We start from the raw sequence: 23,470 nt of genomic DNA, 5'->3' as shown, positions 1-23,470 counted from the left end.
GGGGACGCAGAGGCCCGTCCCCCCCCCCCCCCCCCCGCCCCCCCCCCCCCCCCCCCCCCCCCCCCCGTCCGACTACGCCTTGCGGAGCTGGAAGGTCAGGCCGAGGCCCTCGTCGGTGAAGGTCTCCGACTGCCAGTCGGCCGGGCCGGTGGCGAAGTCGGTGGCGAGGACCTCGTCGGCGACCAGCGCGCCGTGCTCGGTGATGGCGTCGGTGGTCTCCGGGACGGTGGCCAGCCAGCGCAGCACGATGCGGTCGGCGACGTCCAGGCCGGAGTTCTTCCGGGCCTCCTGGATCTGCCGGATCGCGTCGCGGGCGATGCCGAGGCGCTTGAGCTCCGGGGTGATGGCCAGGTCGAGGGCGACCGTGGCGCCGGACTCGTTGGCCACCGCCCAGCCCTCGCGCGGGGTCTCGGTGATGATCACCTCGTCCGGGGAGAGCGCGACGGTCTCGCCGTCCAGCTGCACCGAGGTGGCACCGGTGGCGCGCAGTTCGGCGGCGAGCACAGCGGCGTCGGCGGCGGCGACCGCCTTGGCCACCTCCTGGACGCCCTTGCCGAAGCGCTTGCCGAGGGCGCGGAAGTTGGCCTTGGCGGTGGTGTCGACGAGCGAACCGCCGACGGCGGCCAGCGACTCCAGGGTGGAGACGTTGAGCTCCTCGGCGATCTGCACGCGCAGGTCGGCGGGCAGCTCCTCCCAGCCCTGGGCCGCGATCAGCGCACGGGAGAGCGGCTGACGGGTCTTCACCCCGGACTCGGCACGGGTCGCCCGGCCCAGCTCGACCAGGCGGCGGACCAGCGCCATGTGCCGGGAGAGGTCGGTGTCGACCAGCGCCTCGTCGGCTACCGGCCAGGAGGCCAGGTGCACCGAGGCCGGCGCGTCCGGGGCCACCGGGACCACCAGGTCCTGCCAGACCCGCTCGGTGATGAACGGGGTCAGCGGGGCCATCAGCCGGGTGACCGTCTCCAGCGCCTCGTGCAGGGTGGCGAGCGCGGCGGCGTCGCCCTGCCAGAAGCGGCGGCGGCCGCGGCGCACGTACCAGTTGGAGAGGTCGTCGACGAAGCCCGAGAGCAGCTTGCCGGCGCGCTGCGTGTCGTACCCCTCGAGTGCCGCGTCGACTTCCTTGACCAGGGTGTTCAGCTCGGAGAGCACCCAGCGGTCGAGCTGCGGGCGGTCGGCCGGCGCCGGGTCGCCGGCGCTCGGCGCCCAGCCGGCGGTCCGGGCGTACAGGGCCTGGAAGGCGACGGTGTTCCAGTAGGTGAGCAGCGTCTTGCGGACCACCTCCTGGATCGTGCCGTGGCCGACCCGGCGGGCCGACCAGGGCGAGCCGCCGGCCGCCATGAACCAGCGCACCGCGTCGGCGCCGTGCTGGTCCATCAGCGGGATCGGCTGCAGGATGTTGCCCAGGTGCTTGGACATCTTGCGGCCGTCCTCGGCCAGGATGTGGCCCAGGCAGACCACGTTCTGGTAGGACGACCTGTCGAACACCAGGGTGCCGACCGCCATCAGCGTGTAGAACCAGCCGCGGGTCTGGTCGATCGCCTCGGAGATGAACTGGGCCGGGTAGCGGCTCTCGAACAGCTCCTTGTTCTGGTACGGGTAGCCGTACTGGGCGAACGGCATCGAGCCCGAGTCGTACCAGGCGTCGATCACCTCGGGCACCCGGGTGGCGGTGCCGGAGCACTCGCGGCAGGCGAAGGTGACCTCGTCGATGAACGGGCGGTGCGGGTCGAGCGCGCTCTGGTCGCTGCCGGTCAGCTCGCTCAGCTCGGCCAGCGAGCCGACGCAGGTCAGGTGGCTCTCCTCGCAACGCCAGATAGGCAGCGGGGTGCCCCAGTAGCGGTTGCGGGAGAGCGCCCAGTCGATGTTGTTGTTCAGCCAGTCGCCGAAACGGCCGTGCTTGACCGTCTCCGGGAACCAGTTGGTGGCCTCGTTCTCACGGATCATCGCGTCCTTGACGGCGGTGGTCCGGATGTACCAGGACGGCTGCGCGTAGTAGAGCAGCGCGGTGTGGCAGCGCCAGCAGTGCGGGTAGCTGTGCTCGTACGGCAGGTGGCGGAAGAGCAGGCCGCGCTCCTCGAGGTCGGCGACCAGTTGCTCGTCGGCCTTCTTGAAGAAGACCCCGCCGACCAGCGGGACGTCCGCCGCGAAGGTGCCATCGGCCTCCACCGGGTTGACCACCGGCAGGCCGTACTTGCGGCAGGTCGCGAGGTCGTCGGCGCCGAAGGCGGGCGCCTGGTGGACGATGCCGGTGCCGTCCTCGGTGGTGACGTAGTCGGCGTTGAGGACGAAGTGCGCGCCCTCCAGCTCCACCAGCTCGAACGGGCGCCGGTAGGTCCAGCGCTCCATCTCGGCACCGGTGAAGGACTCGCCGGTGGCCTCCCAACCCTCGCCCAGCGCCTTGCCGAGCAGCGGCTCGGCGACCACCAGCTGCTCGGTGCCGTCGGTGGCCACCACGTAGCGGACCTCGGGGTGCACGGCGGCGGCGGTGTTGGAGACCAGCGTCCACGGGGTGGTGGTCCACACCAGCAGCGCGGCCCGGCCGGCCAGCGGGCCGCTGGTCAGCGGGAAGCGGACGAAGACCGAGGGGTCGACGACCGTCTCGTAGCCCTGGGCCAGCTCGTGGTCGGAGAGGCCGGTGCCGCAGCGCGGGCACCAGGGGGCGACCCGGTGGTCCTGGACCAGCAGGCCCTTGTCGAAGATCTGCTTGAGCGACCACCAGACCGACTGGATGTACGAGGGGTCCATGGTCCGGTAGGCCTCGTCGAGGTCGACCCAGTAGCCCATCCGCTCGGTGAGCTTGGTGAACTCGTCCGTGTGCCGGGTGACCGACTCGCGGCACTTGGCGTTGAACTCGGCGATGCCGTACTTCTCGATGTCCGGCTTGCCGGAGAAGCCCAGCTCCTTCTCGACGGCCAGCTCGACCGGGAGGCCGTGGCAGTCCCAGCCGGCCTTGCGGGCCACGTGGTAGCCCTTCATGGTCCGATAGCGCGGGAAGACGTCCTTGAAGACCCGGGCCTCGATGTGGTGGGCGCCGGGCATGCCGTTGGCGGTCGGCGGGCCCTCGTAGAAGACCCACTCGGGGCGGCCGGCGGACTGCTCCAGGGTGCGCTGGAAGACCTTCTGGTCGCGCCAGAAGCTGAGGATCTGGTGTTCGAGGGTGGGGAGGTCCACCTGGGCGGGGACGGGGTTGTAGGTGCTCATCGGCGGTGTCTACCTCCGGCGGATGCGTGGGCTGGCTCCGACGGAGGGACGAGACGGCATGCCGTCCCGCGGTACCACCCTCCTTGGCCGTCGATCCCGCTGACGGCCCACTCCTTGGGGGTTGCGGCCGGTTCTACTGGGCCCCGCGGGGCTGTTCTTCCGGCGGCTCCGGGTGATCTTCCCGCCGCGCTCGCCCCCGGGCTCGCACCATCCCCGGGTCGCTCCTGGCCGCACACGTCGGTACTCGTCCCATCTGCGCCTTGCCGGCCCAGTCTATCGGTCCTGGCAAGCCGTTTTGGCCAGCGCCCGCCCGGTCCCGGGGGCGGTTAAGCGGTGACGATCTGGGCACAACTTTGTCAATGCCCGGGCACGAGCCGTCCGGCGCGGCTGGCCGGGTGGGATCACTGTGAGGGAACGGTATGTCCCGTTGTGACCGGATTCGATCAGGATTATCGTTCCGGCACCAGAGGCCGACGGGAACCGTCGGCCGGAGTCATTCGTAGATGGGGTCGAAGCCATGGCTGAGAAGGCAACGGGCGCGGGTACCGCCACCAGGCGGACCCGGAAGGCCGTGGCAGGCGACTCAGGGGAGGGTTCCGTGACCACGACACGGCGGAAGACCAGCACCACCACCGGGCGCGGCGCGGCTCCCAGCCGTAACCACACTCCGGCCGGGAGCGGGGCCAGAGCCGCGAACCCCGGTGGCGCCGAGGCGGTCGACCCCGCCGAGCTGCCGGTCCGGCCGGGTGAGGAGCCGTGGACCACCGCCGAGGTCGCGGAGCTGCACGCGGAGCTGAACGGTGAGCTGGAGCGGCTGCGGGACGAGATCGACGCCGCCGAGGCGGCGCTCACCGGCCTGATGCGGGACTCCAACGACGGCGCGGGCGACGACCAGGTCGACGCCGGCACCAAGAACATCAACCGGGAGAGCGAACTCGCGCTGGCCAACAACGCGCGCGACATGCTGAGCCAGACCGAGCGGGCACTCGCCCGGTTGGAGGGGGTCGGCTTCGGCGTCTGCGAGTCCTGCGGGCAGGCGGTCGGCAAGGCCCGGCTGCAGGCGTTCCCGCGGGCGACGCTCTGCATCTCCTGCAAGGCGAAGCAGGAACGCCGCTGACGGCGGGTCCGGTCGAAGGGGCGACGGCACGGGGCGGGGTGGCCGGGCGCGCCGCGTGCCGTACGCTCGACTCCGTAATGTCGGCCCCCTTTCGGCAGCGGAGCGGATCATCACTACGCCAGGTTCCCCCCAGACCCAGGACGGGTCCGTCCCGCCCGAGGACGCAGCGGCGGAAGCCAAGCCCGAGTCGGTGGAGGCGGCCCCGGCGCAGCCCGGGCCGGCCGGGGCCACCGCGGCCGGTGACCGGGCTGCTGTGCGCCGCCGCCGGCTCGGCGTGCTCTTCTCGGTGGCGCTGCTCGCCTTCCTGATCGACCTGACCAGCAAGCTGCTGGTGGTGGCCCACCTGGAGCACCGCGTCCCGATCCGGATCGCGGGCGACGTGGTCACCCTGCAGGTGATCCGCAACCCCGGGGCCGCCTTCGGGATGGGCCAGACCATGACCGTGGTCTTCACCCTGATCGCCGCCGCCGTCATCGTGGTGATCTGGCGGATCTCCCGCCGGCTCTACAGCCTGCCCTGGGCGATCGCGCTGGGCCTGCTGCTGGGCGGTGCCTTCGGCAACCTCACCGACCGGCTGTTCCGGGCGCCGGGGGTGTTCCGCGGCCACGTGGTGGACTTCATCTCGGTCCAGCACTTCGCGGTCTTCAACCTCGCCGACTCGTGCATCGTCAGCGGCGGGATCCTGGTGGTGCTGCTCTCGTTCCGCGGCAGCAATCCCGACGGCTCCACCCACCAGCCGGCGGCCAAGGGCGACTGACGGGTTACGGCATACTCGTACGGGTGAGTACCGCAGCGCAGATCCGCACGCTTCCCGTACCGGACGGCCTCGAGGGCGAGCGTCTCGACGCCGCCCTCGCCCGCATGTTCGGCTTCTCCCGCACGAAGGCCGCCGAGCTGGCGGCCGAGGGCAAGGTCCGGATCGACGGCTCCCAGGCGGGCAAGTCCGACCGGGTGATGGCCGGCTCCTGGCTGGAGGTCGAGATGCCCGCGCCGGAGGCCCCGGTCCAGGTCGTCCCGCAGCACGTCGACGGCATGCGGATCGTCCACGACGACGACGACATCGTGCTCGTCGACAAGCCGGTCGGGGTCGCCGCCCACCCCAGCCCCGGCTGGACCGGCCCGACCGTGATCGGCCACCTGGCCGCAGCCGGCTACCGGATCTCCACCTCCGGCGCCGCCGAGCGTCAGGGCATCGTGCACCGGCTGGACGTCGGCACCTCCGGCCTGATGGTGGTGGCCAAGTCCGAACGTGCGTACACCGACCTGAAGCGGCAGTTCCACGACCGGGTGACCGCGAAGAAGTACCACACCCTGGTGCAGGGCCACCCCGACCCGATGAGCGGCACGGTGGACGCGCCGATCGGCCGGCACCCGAGCTCGGACTGGAAGTGGGCGGTCACCCGGGACGGCAAGCCCTCGGTCACCCACTACGACCTGATCGAGGCCTACCGGGCCGCCTCGCTGCTGGACATCAAGCTGGAGACCGGCCGCACCCACCAGATCCGGGTGCACATGTCGGCGCTGCGCCACCCCTGCGTCGGCGACCTCACCTACGGCGCCGACCCCACGCTGGCCAAGCGGCTCGGGCTGACCCGGCAGTGGCTGCACGCCGTCTCGCTCGGCTTCGAGCACCCGGCCGACGGCGAGTGGGTGCAGTTCGACAGCCCCTACCCGGCCGACCTGCAGCACGCGCTGGACATCATCTCGGCGGAGAGCTGATGGAGATCCGGGTCGCGGACACGCCGGACGACCTGGCGCTGGCACGCCGGGTCCGCCAGGAGGTCTTCGTCGTCGAGCAGAGCGTGCCGGTCGAGCTGGAGTACGACGAGCTCGACGCCACCTCGCTGCACCTGCTGGCCACCGGCCCGGACGGCGCGCCGCTCGGCACCGCGCGGCTGATCAGCGGCGAGCAGGCGCTGGCGCTCACCGGTGTCGAGGGCCGGGTGCTGCTCGGCCGGCTCGCCGTGGTCAAGGCGGCCCGCGGCACCGGCCTCGGGGTGGCCCTGGTCGGCGCGATCGAGCGGGCCGGGCGGGAGCTGGGGGCCCGGGAGTGCGAGCTGCACGCCCAGGTGCAGGCGCTCGGCTTCTACCAGCGGCTCGGCTACACCGCCGAGGGCCCGGTCTACGACGACGCCGGGATACCGCACCGGACCATGACCAAGGCGCTCTGAGCACCGGGTCCACACCCGGGCCCCCACTGGGGTCGGAGCTCGGTGCCGGCCGAGGGGGCCTCATCGGACGCGGATAGGATCGCCGACCATGAACCTCGGTGGCCCATGGCGGCGCTGGCGCGAGCGCGGCGGACCGGCGACCCGGCGAGTGGTGGCCGGCGTGGCGGCGCTGGCGGTGCTGGTCGGCCTCGGCACGGCCGGGACGGTCGCGTTCGGCGCCGAGCAGCCGATCCACGAGCGGGACCAGATGCTGCGGATGCCGGAGACCCCCGGCAGCGCACAGCAGGTCTCCATCGACACCTCGTTCTTCTACACCGGCAGCAGCCCGCGGCCGGCCATCCTGCTGGCGCACGGCTTCGGCGGCAGCAAGACGGACGAGGCACCGCAGGCCCGCCAGCTGGCCCGGTCCGGCTTCGCCGTGCTGACCTGGTCGGCGCGCGGCTTCGGCCGCTCCACCGGGCAGATCGGCCTGGACTCGCCCGACCGCGAGGTGCAGGACGTCAAGCACCTGGTGGACTGGCTGGCCCAGCAGCCCGAGGTGCAGCTGGACGGGCCCGGCGACCCCCGGGTCGGCATCACCGGCGCCTCGTACGGCGGTGCGATCGCGCTGCTGGCCGCCGCCTACGACCCGCGGATCGACGCGATCGCGCCGGAGGTCACCTGGTGGAACCTGGCACAGGCGCTCTTCCCGCAGGGCGTGCAGGGCGGCTCGCCCGAGGACGGGGTCTTCAAGAAGCTCTGGGCCGGGATCTTCTTCACCACCGGCTCGGCCGGCAACCTGAGCGGCGGGACCGGCGGACCGCAGACCCCGCCCGCGGCCACGGCCGGCCGGATCGGCTGCGGTCGCTTCACCGCCGAGCTCTGCGCGATGTACGACCGGGTGGCCGCCGCCGGGCACGCCGACCCGGCCGCGGTGGCGCTGCTGGAGCAGTCCAGCCCGTCCTCGGTGGCGGACCGGATCAAGGTGCCCACCCTGGTGGTGCAGGGCCAGGAGGACTCGCTCTTCCCGCTCGACCAGGGCGACGAGATGGCCAGGGCGATCGCCGCCAACGGCGCGCCGGTGGACGTCGACTGGTTCGACGGCGGCCACGACGCCGGCACCGAGAACGACGCCCGGGTGGACGCCCGGGTCACCGCCTGGTTCGACCGCTACCTCAAGCACCAGGACACCGACACCGGCCCGGCCTTCCGGGTCACCCGCACCGGTGGCGTGGACTCCACCGGGTTCCAGGCCGTGCTGCGCGGCGCCGACGCCGACCGCTACCCCGGCCTGGGCGGCACCGGCTCACGGACCGTGCCGCTGACCGGCGGCCGGCAGAGCATCGCCAACCCGCCCGGCGGTGCGCCGCCCGCGATCTCCACCGTCCCCGGGCTCGGCGCGCTCTCCCAGGCCGCCTCGCTCGGCACCGGGCTCTCGATCGACTTCCCCGGCCAGTACGCGTCCTTCGACTCGCCGCCGCTGGCCTCCTCGCTCCAGCTCACCGGCAGCCCGACCGTCTCGATCCAGGTGCAGGCCGACCGCCCGGACGCGGTGCTCTTCGCCAAGCTCTACGACGTCGGGCCGGACGGCAAGCAGACCCTGCCCCAGCAGCTGGCCGCCCCGCTCCGGGTGACCGGCGCCGACGCCCCCGGCGGGAAGACCGTCACGATCGCGCTGCCCGCTGTCGACCACGCGTTCTCCGCCGGGCACCGGCTGCGGCTGGTGCTGGCCAGCACCGACCTGGCCTACGCCTCTCCCATCGAGGCCGCCGCCTACCAGGTCGCCCTGGCGGGCCCGCTCACCGTGCCGACCGTGACCCAGCTGCACACCGAGGCCGCGCCGCTGCCGGCCCGCACCTGGGTGCTGCCACTGCTCGCGCTGGCGGTCGCGGCCGGGCTGCTGCTGATCCGCCGGCGCGGCCGGACCCCGGCGCCGGATCCGGTGCTGGCCGGGGTACCGCTGGTGATCACCGGCCTGAGCAAGCGCTACGAGGGCTCCAGCGACCGGTATGCCGTGCGTGACCTGGGCTTCCGGGTCGAGCCGGGCCAGGTGCTCGGCCTGCTCGGCCCGAACGGCGCCGGCAAGACCACCACGCTGCGGATGCTGATGGGCCTGATCCGCCCGGACGCCGGGGAGATGAGGATCTTCGGGCACCCGGTGCGGCCCGGCGCCCCCGTGCTCTCCCGGGTCGGCGCCTTCGTGGAGGGCGCCGGGTTCCTGCCGCACCTCAGCGGGCGGGCCAACCTGGAGTCGTACTGGCGGGCCACCGGCCGCCCGGCGGCGGACGCGCACCTGGACGAGGCGCTGGCCATCGCCGGCCTCGGCGAGGCGCTGGAACGGGCCGTGCGCACCTACTCGCAGGGCATGCGGCAGCGCCTCGCCATCGCCCAGGCCATGCTCGGCCTGCCCGACCTGCTGATCCTGGACGAGCCGACCAACGGGCTGGACCCGCCACAGATCCGCGAGATGCGCGAGGTACTGATCCGCTACGCCGCCGGCGGCCGGACCGTGATCGTCTCCAGCCACCTGCTCGCCGAGGTCGAGCAGAGCTGCACCCACCTGGTGGTGATGGACCGCGGCCGACTGGTCACCGCGGGCGCCGTCGAGGAGATCGTCGGCGCCGGCGAGCTGCTGCTGGTCGGCACCCCGGCCCGGTACGGGCCGGACGAGCTGGCCGCCGCCGCCGAGCGGGTCGCCGAGCTGGCCGGGGTGGCCGGCGCCGAGGTGGCCGGCTCCGGACTGCTGGTCCGGCTGGACGGCCTGACCGCCAGCGCGCTGCTCGCCGAACTCGTCCGGCTGGACGTCCCGGTCGAGCGGGCCGGTCCGCATCGACGCCTGGAGGACGCCTTCCTCTCCCTGATCGGAGGTTCCGCGTGAGTGCCGTCCCCACGGTCACCCCGACGGCCGTCGCCGCCGACCGGGCCCCGGGCTACCGGCCCGGGCACACCCTGCCGCTGCGCGTCGAGGCGCTGCGCCAGCTGCGCCGCCGGCGCACCCTGGTGATCTTCGCCGTGCTGGTCGCACTGCCGTTCATCGTGCTGGCGGCGTTCCAGATCGGCGGGACGCCCAGCCGGCCGGGTCAGACCACCTTCGTGGACCTGGCCACCGCCTCCGGGCCGAACTTCGCGGCCACCCTGCTCTTCATGGGCACCGGGTTCCTGCTGCTGATCCCGGTCGCGCTGTTCTGCGGGGACACCGTGGCGGCCGAGGCGAGCTGGTCCTCACTGCGCTACCTGCTGGCGGCGCCGGTGCCGCGGGCCCGGCTGCTGGCCCGCAAGCTCGCGGTCGGGCTGTTCTTCTCCACGGTGGCGATCGTGCTGCTGCCGCTGGTCGGGCTCGGGGTCGGCACGGCCGCGTACGGCTGGGGTGACCTGCGGCTGCCCACCGGGGACAGCCTGCCGGCCGCCGAGGCGCTACCCCGGCTGGCGATCGCGGTCGGCTTCGTGGTGCTCAACGAGCTGGTGGTGGGCGCGTTGGCGTTCTACCTGTCCACGGTGACCGACGCGCCGCTCGGCGCGGTCGGCGGCGCGGTCTTCCTGTCGATCATCACCGGGGTGTTGGACGCCATCACCGCGCTCGGCGGGCTGCGCGAGTGGCTGCCGGCGCACTGGCAGTACTCCTGGGCGGACGCGCTGCAACCGCAGCTGGAGTGGGGCGGCATGCTGCAGGGGGTCTCGCTCTCGGTCTCCTACGCGCTGGTCCTGCTGGCGCTGGCGTTCCGCGCCTTCGCCCGCAAGGACGTGGTCTCCTGACCGCTGGGGGATCATGGAGGGGTTCGCACCCGTTCACTCCCTGGAGATCCCGTGGCCCAGCTCGTCCTCTTCCACTCCGTCTACGGGCTGCGCCCCGCGGTGCACGCCGCCGCCGAGCGGCTGCGGGCGGCCGGCCACCAGGTGACGGTCCCCGACCTGTTCGACGGCAAGCTCTTCGACACGGTCGAGGAGGGCATGGCCCACACCGACGAGGTGGGCAAGGACGAGCTGTTGCGCCGGGCGGTCGGCGTGGTCGCGCCGCTGCTCACCGCGGGGACCGGGCTGGTCTACGCGGGCTTCTCGTTCGGCGCCTCGGTGGCCCAGAACCTGGCGCTGGCCGACGAGCAGGCCAAGGGCCTGCTGCTGTTGCACGGCACCTCGGACATCCGGGACGACGCCGCCACCTCGCTGCCGGTCCAGCTGCACGTGGCCGAGCCGGACCCGTTCGAGCCCGAGGACTGGCTGAACGCCTGGTACCTGCGGATGCGGCGGGCGGGCGCGGACGTCGAGGTGCACCGCTACCGGGGGGCCGGGCACCTGTTCACCGACCCCGAGCTGCCGGACCACGACGAGCAGGCGGCCGAGCGGACCTGGCTGGTGGCGCTGGACTTCCTGGCGGAGCTGGACGGCTGAGCGGCGGCGGACGGCCCGCCCGGGGTGCGCTCCCACCGGGCCGTCCGCGCGCGGATCAGGACCGGGCGGGGTCGTGGGCGCCTGGAACCGGAGCAGGCGGGGTGACCGGGGAGCCGACCGGGGGCACGGGCCGCGCGCCGAAGACCGCTGTGCGCGGGGTACTGCGCCGGGTGGCCAGCACCACCAGCGCGAAGACCAGGCCGAGTGCCAGCTGCGCCAGCTCGTCCAGGTTCAGCAGCAGGTTCGGCACCACCGGCGCGGCGAAGGCGCTCCGCGCCTCGGCCGTCCCGGTCAGCTGGAGGACCAGCCCGGAGAGCACACCGTACGCGTTGGTCAGCAGCAGCACGCTGCCGCCGGTGCGGACCCACCCGCGCCCGCCGAAGGCCGCGACGATCAGGACGACCAGGGTGACGCAGGTCACCGTGTCGCCCCCGTAGAAGTTGATCGGCGCGGCGGTGTTGTGCTGGTAGCTGAATCCCAGGGCGGTCGGCAGGTAGGCCGCGCCCTCCTCGGCCAGGTCGTGTGCCAGGACGGCGAGTTCCAGCAGCAGATCGACGATCATCAGCACGGCCAGCCCGGGCAGTGCTGCGGCCCGCGGTGCGGCGGGGGCCGGGGGTGGCGGGAAGGCTCCCACGGGCTGGGCGTGACTCATGGCGGTTTGTCCCCCTTGGACGGTCCGAGCGAAGGCGACCCGACTGCGGGGTCGCCCCGGCCGAGAGTAGCGTGCGGACCGCCCGTCAGCAGCGACGCGGGGGGCCCGAACCGCAGTTCAGGCCCCCCGCGCCGGTCTTGAAGTCGACTCAGGCGCTCCAGGCGGACGGGCCCAGCAGCATCTTCACCTCGGAGGCGAAGGCCCCGTTGTCCGGGTTGACCAGGAAGCCCAGCTCGTAGAGCACGTCCTTCTGCCGACTGGTCGTCAGCAGTCGCACCGGGACGTCCCCGGGGTGGGCCCGCAGCGAGCGCTTCAGCTCGCGGATCAGGCCCGGGTTGATCTTCGTGGCGGGTGCGCTGATCTGGATCGGCGGCTTGCCGCCGTGCTCGGCGGAGGAGATGTCCAGGGTGGTGATCTCCGCACCGAAGATGCTGAGGGCGCCGTCCCGCTCGTTGAGCCGGCCGCGCACCGAGACCACGTTGTCCTCGACCATCTGGTCGGCCATCAGGTTGTAGGTGGCCGGGAAGAATAGCACCTCGACCGAGCCGTCGCGGTCGGCCAGTGTGATGATCGCCCAGGCGTTGCCGGCCTTGTTGATCCGCCGGTCCACGCCGGTGATCAGCCCGGAGAGCCGGACCTCGCCCTCGGTGCGGCCGGAGCCCATCAGTTCGGCGATCGAGGTGTCGCGGTTGCGGGAGAGGATGTGCTCGGCGCCGTCCAGCGGGTGGCTGGAGACGTACAGGCCGAGCATCTCCCGTTCCAGGCTGAGCAGTTGCTTGCGCGGCCACTCCCGGTCGGTGAGCTCGAAGTCGAGTCCGATGGTCGGGGTGTCGGCGCCGGTGTCCAGTGCGCCGAACAGGTCGTCCTGGCCGATCGCCTGCTGCTTCTTGACTCCGGTCACCGCGTCGATCGCGGTCTCGTGCACGGTGGTCAACGACAGCCGGGTGTGCCCGAGCGAGTCGAACGCGCCCGCCTTGATCAGCGAGTCGACGGTCCGCTTGTTGCACGCGACCAGCTCGACCTTGTCCAGGAAGTCCGCGAAGGAGGTGTACTTGCCCTTCTCCTTGCGGGTCTTGATCAGCGACTCGATCACCGGGACGCCGACGTTGCGCACGGCCTTCAGGCCGAAGCGCACGTCGGAGCCGACGGCGGTGAAGTCGACCACCGACTCGTTGACGTCGGGCGAGAGGATCTTGATGTTCATCTTCCGGCACTCGGCCAGGTAGACGGCCATCTTGTCCTTGTCGTCGGCGACCGAGGTGAGCAGGGCGGCCATGTACTCGGCGGGGTAGTTCGCCTTGAGGTAGGCGGTCTGGTAGGAGACCAGCCCGTACGCGGCGGAGTGCGATTTGTTGAACGCGTAACCGGCGAACGGGACCAGCACGTCCCACACCGCCTGGATCGCCTCGTCCGAGTAGCCGCGCTCCTTGCAGCCCGCGTGGAAGGGAACGAACTCCTTCTCCAGGACCTCCTTCTTCTTCTTGCCCATCGCGCGGCGGAGCAGGTCTGCCTGTCCGAGCGAGTAGCCGGCCAGCACCTGGGCGGCTCGCTGCACCTGCTCCTGGTAGACGATCAGACCGTAGGTGGGGCCGAGGACCTCCTTGAGCGGTTCCTCCAGCTCCGGGTGGATCGGGATGATCTCCTGCTGGGCGTTCTTGCGCAGCGCGTAGTTGGTGTGCGAGTTCATGCCCATCGGGCCGGGGCGGTACAGCGCCGAGACGGCGGAGATGTCGGCGAACTCGGTGGGCTTCATCAGCCGCAGCAGGGCGCGCATCGGGCCGCCATCGAGCTGGAACACACCCAGGGTGTCGCCGCGGGCCAGCATCTCGTACGTGGTCGGGTCGTCGATCGGGATCTTCTCGATGTCGACGTCGACGCCCCGGTTGGCCTTGATGATCTTGATGGCGTGGTCGATGATGCCCAGGTTCCGCAGACCCAGGAAGTCCATCTTGATCAGGCCCATGGCTTCGCACGACGGGTAGTCGAAGCCGGTGATGATCACGCCGTCCTTGTCCCGCATGTGCAGCGGGATCAGGTCGAGCAGCGGGGTCGAGGAGAGGATGACGGCGGCGGCGTGCACGCCGGTGCCGCGGATCAGGCCCTCGATGCCCATGCCGGTGTCGATGATCTTCTTGACGTCCGGTTCGTTGGCGTACATGTTCCGGATCTCGGTGCCCTCGTTGTAGCGGGGGTGAGACTCGTTGAACAGGTCGGAGAGCGGGACGCCCTTGCCCATCACGTCCGGCGGCATCGCCTTGGTGATCCGGTCGCCCATCGAGAAGGGGTAGCCGAGGATGCGGTTGGCGTCCTTGACGGCGGCCTTGGCCTTGATGGTGCCGAACGTGTTCACCTGGGCGGTGTAGGCGGCGCCGTACTTCTCGGTGACGTAGCGCACCATCTGGTCGCGCTGGCGGTCGTCGAAGTCGATGTCGACGTCCGGGGGGTTGATGCGCTCGGGGTTGAGGAACCGCTCGAACAGCAGATCGTGCTCCAGCGGGTCCAGCTGGGTGATCCCGGTGAGGTAGGCGACCATCGAGCCCGCCGCCGAGCCACGACCCGGACCGACCGGGATGCCGTTGTCCCGGCCGTACTGGCAGATGTCGGCGACCACGAGGAAGTAGGCGTCGAACCCCATCGGGGTGATGACGCCCATCTCCAGCTCGATCCGGTCCAGCACCTCCTGGCTCGGGTTGTCGCCGTAGCGGTGCTTGAGGCCGGCCTCGATCTTCTTGCGCAGGTAGGAGGCCTGGGTCTCGCCCGCGGGGACGTCGAACTGCGGCATCCGGTCGACGTACTCGAAGACCTCGTCGTACGGCTGGATCCGCTCGCCGATCGCCAGCGTGTTGGAGCAGGCCTCCGGCAGCTCGTCGAAGAGCGCGCGCATCTCCTCCGGCGTCTTGATGTAGTAGCCGGTGCCCTGGAACTTGAAGCGGTTCGGGTCGTCCTTGTTCTTGCCCACGCCGACGCAGAGCAGGCTGTCGTGCGCGTCCGCCTGGTCGGCGGTCACGTAGTGCGAGTCGTTGGTGGCCAGCAGCGGGATGTTCAGCTGCTTGGCGAGCCGCAGCAGGTCGGCCCGGACGTCCCGCTCGATGGACAGGTCGTGGTCCATCAGCTCCAGGAAGTAGTTCTCCCTGCCGAAGATGTCCTGGTAGGCGGCGGCGGCCTTGACCGCCTCGTCGTACTGGCCGAGCCGCAGCCGGGTCTGCACCTCGCCCGAGGGACAGCCGGTGGTGGCGATGATCCCGGTGGCGTTGGCGGCGATCAGCTCGCGGTCCATCCGGGGCTTCATGTAGTAGCCCTCCATGGACGCGAGCGAGGAGAGCTTGAAGAGGTTGCGCAGGCCGGTGGCGTTCTCCGCCCACATGGTCATGTGGGTGTAGCGGCCGCCACCGGAGACGTCCTTGCCACCCTCGCCGTCCGCGCTGGCCGGTCGCTGGCCGCCGGGGGACCAGAAGACCGGCTTCTTCTCGAACCGCGAGCCCGGGGCGACGTACGCCTCGATGCCGATGATCGGCTTGACCGAGCTGCCCTTGGCCTTCTGGAAGAACTCGTAGGCGCCGAACATGTTGCCGTGGTCGCTCATCGCGATGGCCGGCATGCCCTGCCGCTCGGCCTCCGCGATCAACTTGCCGTTCTTCGCTGCCCCGTCGAGCATCGAGTACTCGGTGTGGACATGCAGGTGGACGAAGCTGTCAGCCACGGTGCGACCGGCTCCTCGGCATAGATCTCGGCGGGGGAACCTCCACCCTAGCGCGCTCCGGCTCCCTCCTCGGCGCTCGCCGAAGCCGGCCGTCGCGCCGGATCCGCTGCCCCGTCGGCGAGTTCGGGCGGGACGACGGCGCGCAGGGCGGTGGTGAAGGCGGCCACCGCGGGGTGGCGGGCGGCGCCGGCGCGGAAGGCGGTGCGGGTGCGGCGGGATGTCGGGAGGCGGGTCAGGGCGACGCCCGGCGGGGGGTCGGTGGCGCCCAGGTGGGGGACCAGGGCGACGCCCTGGCCGGCCGCGACCAGGGCGAGGACGGTCGCGAAGTCGTCGATCTGGTGGCGGACCCGCGGGGTGAAGCCGGCGGCCTGGCAGGCCCGGACCACCATGGTGTGGCAGAGCGTGCCGGTCGGGGCCACGATCCAGGGCGCCTGCCGCTGGTCGGCGACGGTGCCCGGGGTCGGCGCGGCCAGGTACATCGGCTCGGTGAAGAGCGGCTCGCCGGCCAGGCCGGGCTCCGGCTCGGCCGGCACGAAGTCGTACTCGTGCACGAGCGCCACGTCCAGCTCGCCGGCCCGCAGCGCGGCGGCCACGCCGGCCGGGTCCACCTCGGTCACCCGGGGCTCCAGGCCCGGGTGACGGCGGGCCAGCTCGGCCAGCGCGGCCGGGACGATCGCCCGGGTGGCCGAGGGGTAGCTGCCGATCCGCAGCGGCCCGGTCAACCCCTGCCGGGCGCCGGCCAGCTCGGCCGAGGCCCGTTCCAGCCGGGCCAGCACCGCCTCGGCGTGCACGACCAGGCCGAGCGCGGCCGGGGTGAGCGTGACCCGCCGGCCGGTGCGCTCCAGCAGTGGCAGGCCGGCCTCCCGTTCCAGCGCGCTGAGCTGCTGGGAGACGGCGGAGGGGCTGAAGGCCAGCGCCTCGGCGACGGCGGCGATGGTGCCCCGGTGGGCCAGCTCCCGCAGGAGCCGCAGGCGGCGGACGTCGAGCATCAGCACAGCTTACGGTTCAGCGTGGAAATGCGAACTGGACCTGTCGGGTCGGCTGGGCCAGGCTCGATCGCATGGCACTTCTCGAGGGCATCCACGTCCCCCTGGTCACCCCCTTCACCCCCGCCGGCGAGCTGGCCGGCGAGGCGCTCGAAGGCCTCGCCCACCGGCTGCTGGACGACGGCGCGGCCGGGCTGGTCGCGCTCGGCACCACCGGCGAGCCGGCCGCGCTGGACGAGGCCGAGCGGCGGGCGGTGATCGCGATCTGCGCCCGGGTCTGCCGGGAGCGCGGCGCGGCGCTGACCGTCGGCGCGAGCGGTGGCGACACCCGCGGCGCGCTGCGGGCACTGGACGGGCTGCGGCGGTGGCCGGAGGCGGTGGCCGCGCTGGTGCCGGTGCCGGCGTTCGCCCGTCCGGGGGAGGCCGGGGTGCTGGCCCACTTCGCCCGGCTGGCCGCCGAGAGCCCGGTGCCGCTGATCGTCTACCACATCCCCTACCGCACCGGGCAGCCGCTGGGCGCGGCGGCGCTGGGCCGGATCGTCCGGCTGCCCGGGGTGGCCGGGGTGAAGTACGCGACCGGGGTGCTGGACCAGGAGACCGTGGCGTTCCTGGGCGACCGGCCGGAGGACTGCGCGGTGCTGGCCGGCGACGACGTGTTCCTCTCGCCGCTGCTGGCGCTCGGCGCGGCCGGCGGGATCCCGGCCTCGGCCCATCTGGGCACCGCGCGCTTCGTCGAGTTGACCGGGCACTGGCGGTCCGGCCGGGTGGCGGAGGCCCGCGCGCTCGGCCACCGGCTGGCGGCGCTCTCCGCGGCCGCCTTCGCCGAGCCCAGCCCGGCCGTGGTCAAGGGCGTGCTGCACGCGCTGGGCCGGATTCCCAGCCCGGCGGTCCGGCTGCCGCTGCTGCCGGCCGGCCCGGCGAGCGTGGCGACGCTCGGTGCCCTGGCCGGGAAGCTGGATGAGGGGTCGGCTGTCCAGCAGGCGGATCGATTGGCGGTGCACCCCGGGTGACAAGGCAGGATGAAGAGGACAGCAGCAACGGAGGAGGACGACGGATGAAGATCGGCATCGTGGGGGCGACCGGCCAGGTCGGCGGTGTGGTGCGGGAGATCCTGGCGGAGCGCCGGTTCCCGGTGGAGCAGCTGCGGCTCTTCGCCTCGGCCCGTTCGGCCGGCCGCACGCTGCCGTGGCAGGGCGGCGAGGTCACCGTCGAGGACGCGGCCACCGCCGACTACCGGGGCCTGGACATCGTGATCTTCTCGGCCGGCGGCGGGACCTCCCGCGAGCTGGCGCCCAAGGTGGCCGCGGCCGGCGCCGTGGTGATCGACAACTCCTCGGCCTGGCGGCGCGACCCCGAGGTGCCGCTGGTGGTCAGCGAGGTCAACCCGGAGGCGATCGCCGACCGGCCGAAGGGGATCATCGCCAACCCGAACTGCACCACCATGGCCGCGATGCCGGTGCTGCGCCCGCTGCACCGGGAGGCCGGGCTCACCGCGCTGGTGGTGGCCACCTACCAGGCGGTCTCCGGCAGTGGCCTGGCCGGCGTGCGGGAGCTGCAGGAGCAGGCCGCCAAGGTGGTGGAGAACGCCGCCGCGCTCACCCACGACGGCTCGGCGGTCGAGTTCCCGGCGCCCGCCGTGTACAAGCGCCCGATCGCCTTCAACGTCCTCCCGCTGGCCGGCTCGATCGTCGACGACGGCTCGAACGAGACCGACGAGGAGCAGAAGCTCCGCCACGAGAGCCGCAAGATCCTGGGCATCCCGGAGCTGAAGGTCTCCGGCACCTGCGTCCGGGTGCCGGTGTTCACCGGCCACTCGCTGCAGGTCAACGCCCGGTTCGCGGCCGAGCTGAGCCCCGAGCGGGCCGCCGAGCTGCTGGCCGGCGCGCCGGGCGTGCTGCTCAGCGACATCCCGACCCCGCTCCAGGCGGCCGGCCAGGACCCGACCTACGTCGGCCGGATCCGCCGGGACGAGACGGTCGAGCACGGTCTGTCGTTCTTCCTCTCCAACGACAACCTGCGCAAGGGCGCGGCGCTGAACGCCGTGCAGATCGCCGAGCTGGTCGCCGCCGAGCTCGGCTGAGGTCGGCCGGCTGAGCCACCCGGGGGCCACGGAGCGGTCCGTGACCCCCGGGTGGCTCAGCCCGTGGCGCGGGCAGGCGGGTGATTCACCGGTCCGTCGGGGGGTAAAGGAGACCGCAACGGTCGGGCGGGGTGCTCTCGGCGGCCCCGCTCCGGCAGACTGCTCGGGCCGACCGGGAGAGAGGTGCGGAAGTGGACCGCTGCGTCGTCCTCGTGGATGCCGGATACCTGCTGGGCGCCGCCGCCAGCCTGCTCGCCGGCGAGTCCGCGCGCTCCCGGGTGACGGTGGACCACACCGCGCTGATCGCCTCGCTGCGGGAACGGGCGGAGGAGGAGACCGGGCTGCCGCTGCTGCGGATCTACTGGTTCGACGCGGCCCCCGAGCGCCGGCCGATGCCGGAGCACCGCCGGCTGCGGGTGCTGCCCCGGGTCACCGTCCGGCTCGGTGCGCTGACCCGGGCCGACGGCCGCTGGGTGCAGAAGGGCGTGGACGCCGCGATGCACGCCGAGCTCTCCGAGCTGGCCCGCAACCGGGCCTGCGCGGACGTGGTGCTGGTGACCGGCGACGGCGATCTGCTGCCGGGCATGATGTCCGCGAAGGAGCACGGGGTCGCCGTCCACCTCTGGGCGCTGCAGGCCGCCGACGGGGACTTCAACCAGTCCGAGGACCTGGTCGGCGAGGCCGACGAGCGCCGGGTGCTGGACCGGGCCTGGATCACCCGCTCGGTCCGGCTGCGCGAGCCGGCCACCGTCTTCCCGTCCGCCGGGCCGCGCCCGGAGATCGCCAAGATCCTGGCCGCGCCGCCCACCCCGGCGCCCGGTCCGACCCCGGGGCCGGACGAGGAACCGTGCCGGCCCGCCGCCGAGGCTCCCGCCCGGCCGGCCGAGCCGGCGCTGCCGCCGGTCGCGCTGAAGGCCGTGCCCACCCCGAAGGACCTGGCCGGCCGCACCGCGGCGGCCGCCGCCCAGCCGCCCGCCGCCGCGGCGCACAACGGCCCGGTGCTGCGCTGGTCCTCCGACCGCGGCTGGGTGGACCGGCCGTCGCCGGCCGAGACCAGTACCGCTGCCGACGGGCTGCCCACGCTGGCCCAGCTCACCACCGCCGAGCAGCGCTGGGTGGACCGGGAGGAGGACATCACCGCGATCGGCGGCGACCCGCACGAGGTCGGCCAGGTGTTCGCGCGGCGCTGGACGGACCGGCTGGGCGAGCGCGAGCGGCTCGGCGTGCTGTGGTCCGACTACCCCCGGATCCCGCACCGGGTGGACGGCGAACTGCTGCGCTACGCGGCCCGGTTCGGCCTGCTGGCGCACAAGGACGACCAGATCGACGAGCACGACCGGTACGCGATCCGGGCCGGCTTCTGGAAGGAGCTGGCGGCCCGGATCCCGGGCGGTGAACTGATCGTGGTGGACGACTGACCGACCCGGCCGGCGGCGGGGTGACCCGCCCCGCTGATTCTCATCCGCAGCGCGTAGAGTCTTCGCTCGTGAGCGAGCCCCCCCTGCCCTGTTGCTCCGTCCGGGGCCTCACCAAGAGCCACGGTGAGATCCGCGCCACCGACGGGGTCGACCTGGAGATCCACCAGGGTGAGATCTTCGGCCTGCTCGGCCCGAACGGCGCCGGCAAGTCCACCCTGGTCCGCCAGCTCACCGGGTTGCTGCGGCCGGACTCCGGCAGCATCGAGATCCTCGGCCACGACGTGGTGCGCCACCCCGAGCGGGCCGCCCGGCTGCTCGGCTACCTGGGCCAGGAGTCCACCGCGCTGGACGAGTTGACGGTGGCGCTGGCCGCCGAGACCACCGGCCGACTGCGCGGGCTGACCCGGGCGGCGGCCCGGGCCGAGGCCGCCGAGGTGCTCGCCGAGCTGGGCCTGGAGCCGCTGGCCGCCCGGCCGCTCAGCAAGCTCTCCGGCGGCCAGCGCCGGCTCGCCTGCTTCGCCGCCACGCTGGTCGGCGAGCGCCCGCTGCTGGTCCTGGACGAGCCGACCACCGGCATGGACCCGGTCGCCCGGCGGGCCGTCTGGGCCGCCGTGGACCGCCGCCGTTCGGAGCGCGGGACCACCGTGCTGCTGGTCACCCACAACGTGATCGAGGCCGAGACGGTGCTGGACCGGGTCGCCGTGCTGGACGAGGGCCGGGTGATCGCCTGCGACACGCCGGGCGGGCTGAAGGCGCTGGTGGACGGGGACGTCCGGCTCGACCTGGTCTGGCGGGCCGAGGCGCCGCTCGGGGTGCCGACGGTCGCGCTGCTGGCCGACCGGGCCGAGCGGTCCGGCCGGCGCTGGACCCTGCGCACCACCCCGGAGGAGGCCAGGGAGCTGGTCGCCGCGGTGACCACCGGGCCGGCCTTCGCCGCCCTGGACGACTTCACGCTGGCCACCCCGAGCCTGGAGGACGCCTACCTCCGGCTCGGCGGACGTCACGGAGGACTGGCCAAATGAGCACGCTGACCGCCACCGCCACCGCCACCGCGACCCGGCCGGCCGCGCAGGCCGCCGCGCTGGCCCCCGCCGCCCGGCCGCTGCCGGCGCTGGCCGCCGTCTACCGGGCGCAGCTGGCCCGGGCCAAGGTGGCCCGGATCCCGCTGATGTTCGTGGCGACCTTCCAGTCGGTCGGCATCCTGGTGATGATGCGCGGCGTGGTCGCCGCGGGGGACAACGCGTCGGCGCGCGCGGTGGTGTCCGGCTCCAGCGTGCTGGTGGTGGCCTTCGTGGCGCTCAACCTGCTCGCCCAGTACTTCGGCCGGCTGCGGGCCACCGGTGGCCTGGACCACTACGCGACACTGCCCGTCCCGGCCGCCTCGGTGGTGCTCGGCGCGGCGGCCGCGTTCGCCTCGTTCACGCTGCCCGGCGCGCTGGTCACGGCGGCCGCGGGGGCCCTGCTGTTCAAGCTCTCCCTGGTGCACCTCTGGGTGCTGCTGGCGGTGGTCCCGCTCTCCGGCGCGGCGCTCTCCGGGCTGGGCGCGGCCTGCGGGCTGCTGGCGCCCAAGCAGGAGATCGCCACCATGCTCGGCCAGCTGGGCATGTCGGCCGCGCTGTTGCTGGGCGTGCTGCCGGCCGCGCACCTGCCGGGGCCGGTCCAGTGGCTGCGCGACCTGCTGCCCTCGACCTACGGGGTGAACGCCTTCGCGCTGACCTTCGCGGCCCGGCCGGACTGGCCCGCGGTCGGCGGTGATCTGGCGGTTTGTGCGGCCGTTGGAGTGATCTCGCTGGCCGTGGCGACCTGGGCTTACCGCCGCGCCACCACCCGTTAGCCCGGATCTCGGGCGCTTCGTGAAACGATGGAGCGGTGACCGAACCGAACACGCCTCCGGAGGCCGGACCCCTCCCGCCCCGGTCCGAGCCGTCCCCCGCCCAGCCGCCGGCCCACCGGCTCGGCGCCGAGCTGAAGATCGGTGTGCCGATCGGCCTGGCCTGCGCACTGCTCGGGCTGGTGATGGGCCTGCTCTGGGTCTGGCTGGCACCCGAGGTACCGCTGGTGGTGCACGGGCAGCAGGTGCTGTACGTCGACCCGGAGGGTGAACAGCGAGCCGGCGCGGACGGCACCTTCGTGCTGCTCGGCCTGGCGTTCGGGCTGCTCACCGCGGTGCCGGCGTTCCTGCTCACCCGGCGGCGCGGTGGCGGGATCGCGGTGGCGGCCGGGCTCGCCGTGGGTGGGCTGGCCGGCTCGCTGGCCGCCTGGCGGCTCGGCGTGACCCTCGGCCCGACCAGTGACATCGTCGCGCACGCCAAGGCGGTGGGCGACGGGCACACCTTCAACGAGGCGCTGGCGCTGAGCGCGCACGGCGCGCTGCTGGTCTGGCCGATGGCCGCGATGGTGCTGCTGCTGATCCTCTCGGCGGCCTTCGGCAAGCGGGAGGAGGACCTGCCGCCGTACTGGGCCGGTCCGCAGTGGCCGCAGGCCGACGAGGCGCCGGCCGGGTCCGGTGACTCCTCAGCGGCGGCCGATCTCGGCACTGACGGCAGCCGTCAGGCGCAGTAGGTCCTGCGGCGCCAGCTCGACCTCCAGGCCGCGCCGCCCGGCCGAGACGAAGACCGTCGGGTGCGCCAGCGCACCGGCGTCCAGCACGGTGGGCAGCGGGCGGCGCTGCCCGAGCGGCGAGATCCCGCCGCGGACGTAGCCGCTGCTGCGCTCGGCGGCGGCCGGGTCGGCCATCACCGCCTTCTTGCCGCCCAGCGCGGTGGCCAGCGCCTTGAGGTCCAGCTGCCCGGCGACCGGCACCACGCCGACCGCGAGCCTGCCGTCGACCTCGGCCACCAGGGTCTTGAAGACCCGCTCGGCCGGGACGCCCAGCGCCTGCGCGGCCTCCTCGCCGTAGGAGGCCGCGGCCGGGTCGTGCTGGTAGGCGTGCACGGTGAACGGCACCCCGGCGCTCTCCAACGCCACCGTGGCCGGGGTCCCCGCGCTACCGCGCTGCTTCTTCGCCGCTTTCGCCACTGATCGCTCCCTCGACTCGGTGGGTGGTCAGTTCGGGCTGAAGGCCTGGCGGGTCAGGTCCACCGCCGGGACGGACGGCAACCAGGCCAGCAGCGCGGTCTCCCGGCGCAGCAGCTCCAGTTCGGTGGCCAGCCGGCTCGCGGCGTCCGGGCAGGCCAGCAGCCGCTGCTTGACCGGCACGTCCAGCACCGAGGCGGCCGCCACCAGGTAGGAGAGCACCTGCGGGTCGTCCGGCAGCTCCTGCTCGCCGCTCAGGCTGGCCCGGCGGGCGCCCGCCAGCCGCTTCTGGTACGCCCGGAAGGCCCGCTCGACCCCGCCGGCCAGCGCGCCGGCGCCCTCGCCGAGCTGCTCCTCGACCGTCTCGACCTCACCGACCAGGTACGGCCCGCCGGTCTCCACCGAGCGCAGTCGGAACCGGGTCGTCCCGGTGATCAGCAGCTCGTAGCCACCGGCCGGCTGCGGCTGCACCGACGCGACGTCCGCCACGCAGCCGATGTGGTGCAGCGCCTGCAACGGGTCGCCGTCGGTGCCCAGCCCGTCCAGCGGGCCGGCCGGCCGGTCGCGGTCGGTGACCGGGGCGACCTCCCGGCCGTCCTTGATGGCCAGCACGCCGAAGCGGCGCGGCTGGTCCTCGGGCTGTGCGAGCAGATCGGCGACCAGCCGCCGGTAGCGCTCCTCGAAGACGTGCAGGGGCAACACGAGCCCGGGGTAGAGCACCGAGTCGAGCGGGAAGATCGGCAGCCGTTCTGTCACGGCGCACAG

At 73.2% G+C, this 23,470-nt stretch carries 19 protein-coding genes; 13 read left to right on the top strand and 6 right to left on the bottom strand.

What is annotated here, in order from left to right; all coding sequences use genetic code 11:
- Positions 1-72: 72 nt before the first annotated feature.
- Positions 73-3,201, bottom strand: coding sequence for an isoleucine--tRNA ligase (ileS, locus tag ACZ38L_RS07260; RefSeq protein WP_465690093.1), 3,129 nt, complete (start codon positions 3,199-3,201; stop codon positions 73-75).
- Positions 3,202-3,799: 598 nt separating this feature from the next.
- Between ileS and ACZ38L_RS07255 the strand changes: the two genes are divergently transcribed.
- From ACZ38L_RS07255 to ACZ38L_RS07225, 7 genes are all read left to right on the top strand, one after another.
- On the top strand, positions 3,800-4,318 hold the full coding sequence (locus ACZ38L_RS07255) for a TraR/DksA family transcriptional regulator (RefSeq protein WP_465690091.1): 519 nt from the start codon (positions 3,800-3,802) through the stop codon (positions 4,316-4,318).
- Positions 4,319-4,424: 106 nt separating this feature from the next.
- Complete coding sequence (lspA, locus tag ACZ38L_RS07250; protein WP_465690301.1) at positions 4,425-5,075, top strand: signal peptidase II; 651 nt, start codon at positions 4,425-4,427, stop codon at positions 5,073-5,075.
- Between the two features lie 23 nt (positions 5,076-5,098).
- Positions 5,099-6,037 carry an RluA family pseudouridine synthase gene (locus ACZ38L_RS07245; protein WP_465690088.1) on the top strand — a complete coding sequence of 313 codons (939 nt, stop codon included), beginning with the start codon at positions 5,099-5,101 and terminating at the stop codon, positions 6,035-6,037.
- The gene (locus ACZ38L_RS07240) at positions 6,037-6,489 is read left to right on the top strand and encodes a GNAT family N-acetyltransferase (RefSeq protein WP_465690086.1); all 453 of its coding nucleotides are present in this window, start codon (positions 6,037-6,039) and stop codon (positions 6,487-6,489) included. The genes ACZ38L_RS07245 and ACZ38L_RS07240 overlap by 1 nt, the downstream gene beginning before the upstream one ends.
- An 88-nt stretch (positions 6,490-6,577) precedes the next feature.
- On the top strand, positions 6,578-9,346 hold the full coding sequence (locus ACZ38L_RS07235; RefSeq protein WP_465690084.1) for an alpha/beta fold hydrolase: 2,769 nt from the start codon (positions 6,578-6,580) through the stop codon (positions 9,344-9,346).
- Entirely contained in the window at positions 9,343-10,221 is an 879-nt protein-coding gene (locus ACZ38L_RS07230; RefSeq protein WP_465690082.1) for an ABC transporter permease, read from the top strand. The genes ACZ38L_RS07235 and ACZ38L_RS07230 overlap by 4 nt, the downstream gene beginning before the upstream one ends.
- Positions 10,222-10,272: 51 nt before the next feature.
- Positions 10,273-10,854, top strand: a complete 582-nt coding sequence (locus ACZ38L_RS07225) for a dienelactone hydrolase family protein (protein ID WP_465690080.1) — start codon at positions 10,273-10,275, stop codon at positions 10,852-10,854.
- A 55-nt stretch (positions 10,855-10,909) separates the two neighbouring features.
- Here the strand turns inward: ACZ38L_RS07225 and ACZ38L_RS07220 are convergent, their stop codons facing one another.
- From ACZ38L_RS07220 to ACZ38L_RS07210, 3 genes are all read right to left on the bottom strand, one after another.
- Positions 10,910-11,506: a hypothetical protein gene (locus ACZ38L_RS07220; RefSeq protein WP_465690078.1), complete on the bottom strand. Its 597-nt coding sequence runs from the start codon at positions 11,504-11,506 to the stop codon at positions 10,910-10,912.
- A 148-nt stretch (positions 11,507-11,654) separates the two neighbouring features.
- A complete protein-coding gene (gene dnaE, locus ACZ38L_RS07215) occupies positions 11,655-15,206 on the bottom strand; it encodes a DNA polymerase III subunit alpha (protein ID WP_465690076.1) in 3,552 nt (1,183 codons plus the stop codon).
- Between the two features lie 47 nt (positions 15,207-15,253).
- Positions 15,254-16,195: a LysR family transcriptional regulator gene (locus ACZ38L_RS07210; RefSeq protein WP_465690074.1), complete on the bottom strand. Its 942-nt coding sequence runs from the start codon at positions 16,193-16,195 to the stop codon at positions 15,254-15,256.
- Positions 16,196-16,266: 71 nt separating this feature from the next.
- On the opposite strand from ACZ38L_RS07210, the gene ACZ38L_RS07205 reads away from it, so the two are divergent.
- From ACZ38L_RS07205 to ACZ38L_RS07180, 6 genes are all read left to right on the top strand, one after another.
- Entirely contained in the window at positions 16,267-17,202 is a 936-nt protein-coding gene (locus tag ACZ38L_RS07205; RefSeq protein WP_465690072.1) for a dihydrodipicolinate synthase family protein, read from the top strand.
- 44 nt (positions 17,203-17,246) lie between these two features.
- Positions 17,247-18,272 carry an aspartate-semialdehyde dehydrogenase gene (locus tag ACZ38L_RS07200; protein WP_465690070.1) on the top strand — a complete coding sequence of 342 codons (1,026 nt, stop codon included), beginning with the start codon at positions 17,247-17,249 and terminating at the stop codon, positions 18,270-18,272.
- Between the two features lie 191 nt (positions 18,273-18,463).
- The gene (locus ACZ38L_RS07195; RefSeq protein ID WP_396561558.1) at positions 18,464-19,690 is read left to right on the top strand and encodes an NYN domain-containing protein; all 1,227 of its coding nucleotides are present in this window, start codon (positions 18,464-18,466) and stop codon (positions 19,688-19,690) included.
- A gap of 68 nt (positions 19,691-19,758) precedes the next feature.
- Positions 19,759-20,712 (top strand): ABC transporter ATP-binding protein, encoded by a 954-nt coding sequence (locus tag ACZ38L_RS07190; RefSeq protein WP_465690067.1) that lies wholly within the window; start codon positions 19,759-19,761, stop codon positions 20,710-20,712.
- Positions 20,709-21,524, top strand: a complete 816-nt coding sequence (locus ACZ38L_RS07185; RefSeq protein ID WP_465690065.1) for an ABC transporter permease — start codon at positions 20,709-20,711, stop codon at positions 21,522-21,524. Before ACZ38L_RS07190 ends, ACZ38L_RS07185 begins: the two co-directional genes overlap by 4 nt.
- Positions 21,525-21,559: 35 nt before the next feature.
- Positions 21,560-22,252 (top strand): hypothetical protein, encoded by a 693-nt coding sequence (locus tag ACZ38L_RS07180; RefSeq protein WP_465690063.1) that lies wholly within the window; start codon positions 21,560-21,562, stop codon positions 22,250-22,252.
- Here the strand turns inward: ACZ38L_RS07180 and ybaK are convergent.
- Together ybaK and ACZ38L_RS07170 are read right to left on the bottom strand one after the other, a co-directional pair.
- Positions 22,205-22,708 carry a Cys-tRNA(Pro) deacylase gene (ybaK, locus tag ACZ38L_RS07175; RefSeq protein ID WP_465690061.1) on the bottom strand — a complete coding sequence of 168 codons (504 nt, stop codon included), beginning with the start codon at positions 22,706-22,708 and terminating at the stop codon, positions 22,205-22,207. The two genes, ACZ38L_RS07180 and ybaK, sit on opposite strands and share 48 nt — an antisense overlap.
- Positions 22,709-22,735: 27 nt before the next feature.
- Positions 22,736-23,461, bottom strand: a complete 726-nt coding sequence (locus ACZ38L_RS07170) for an LON peptidase substrate-binding domain-containing protein (RefSeq protein ID WP_465690299.1) — start codon at positions 23,459-23,461, stop codon at positions 22,736-22,738.
- Positions 23,462-23,470: the final 9 nt, after the last annotated feature.

Source organism: Kitasatospora sp. NPDC024654 (assembly GCF_055559155.1).
This window is presented reverse-complemented; position numbering and strand designations above follow the sequence as displayed.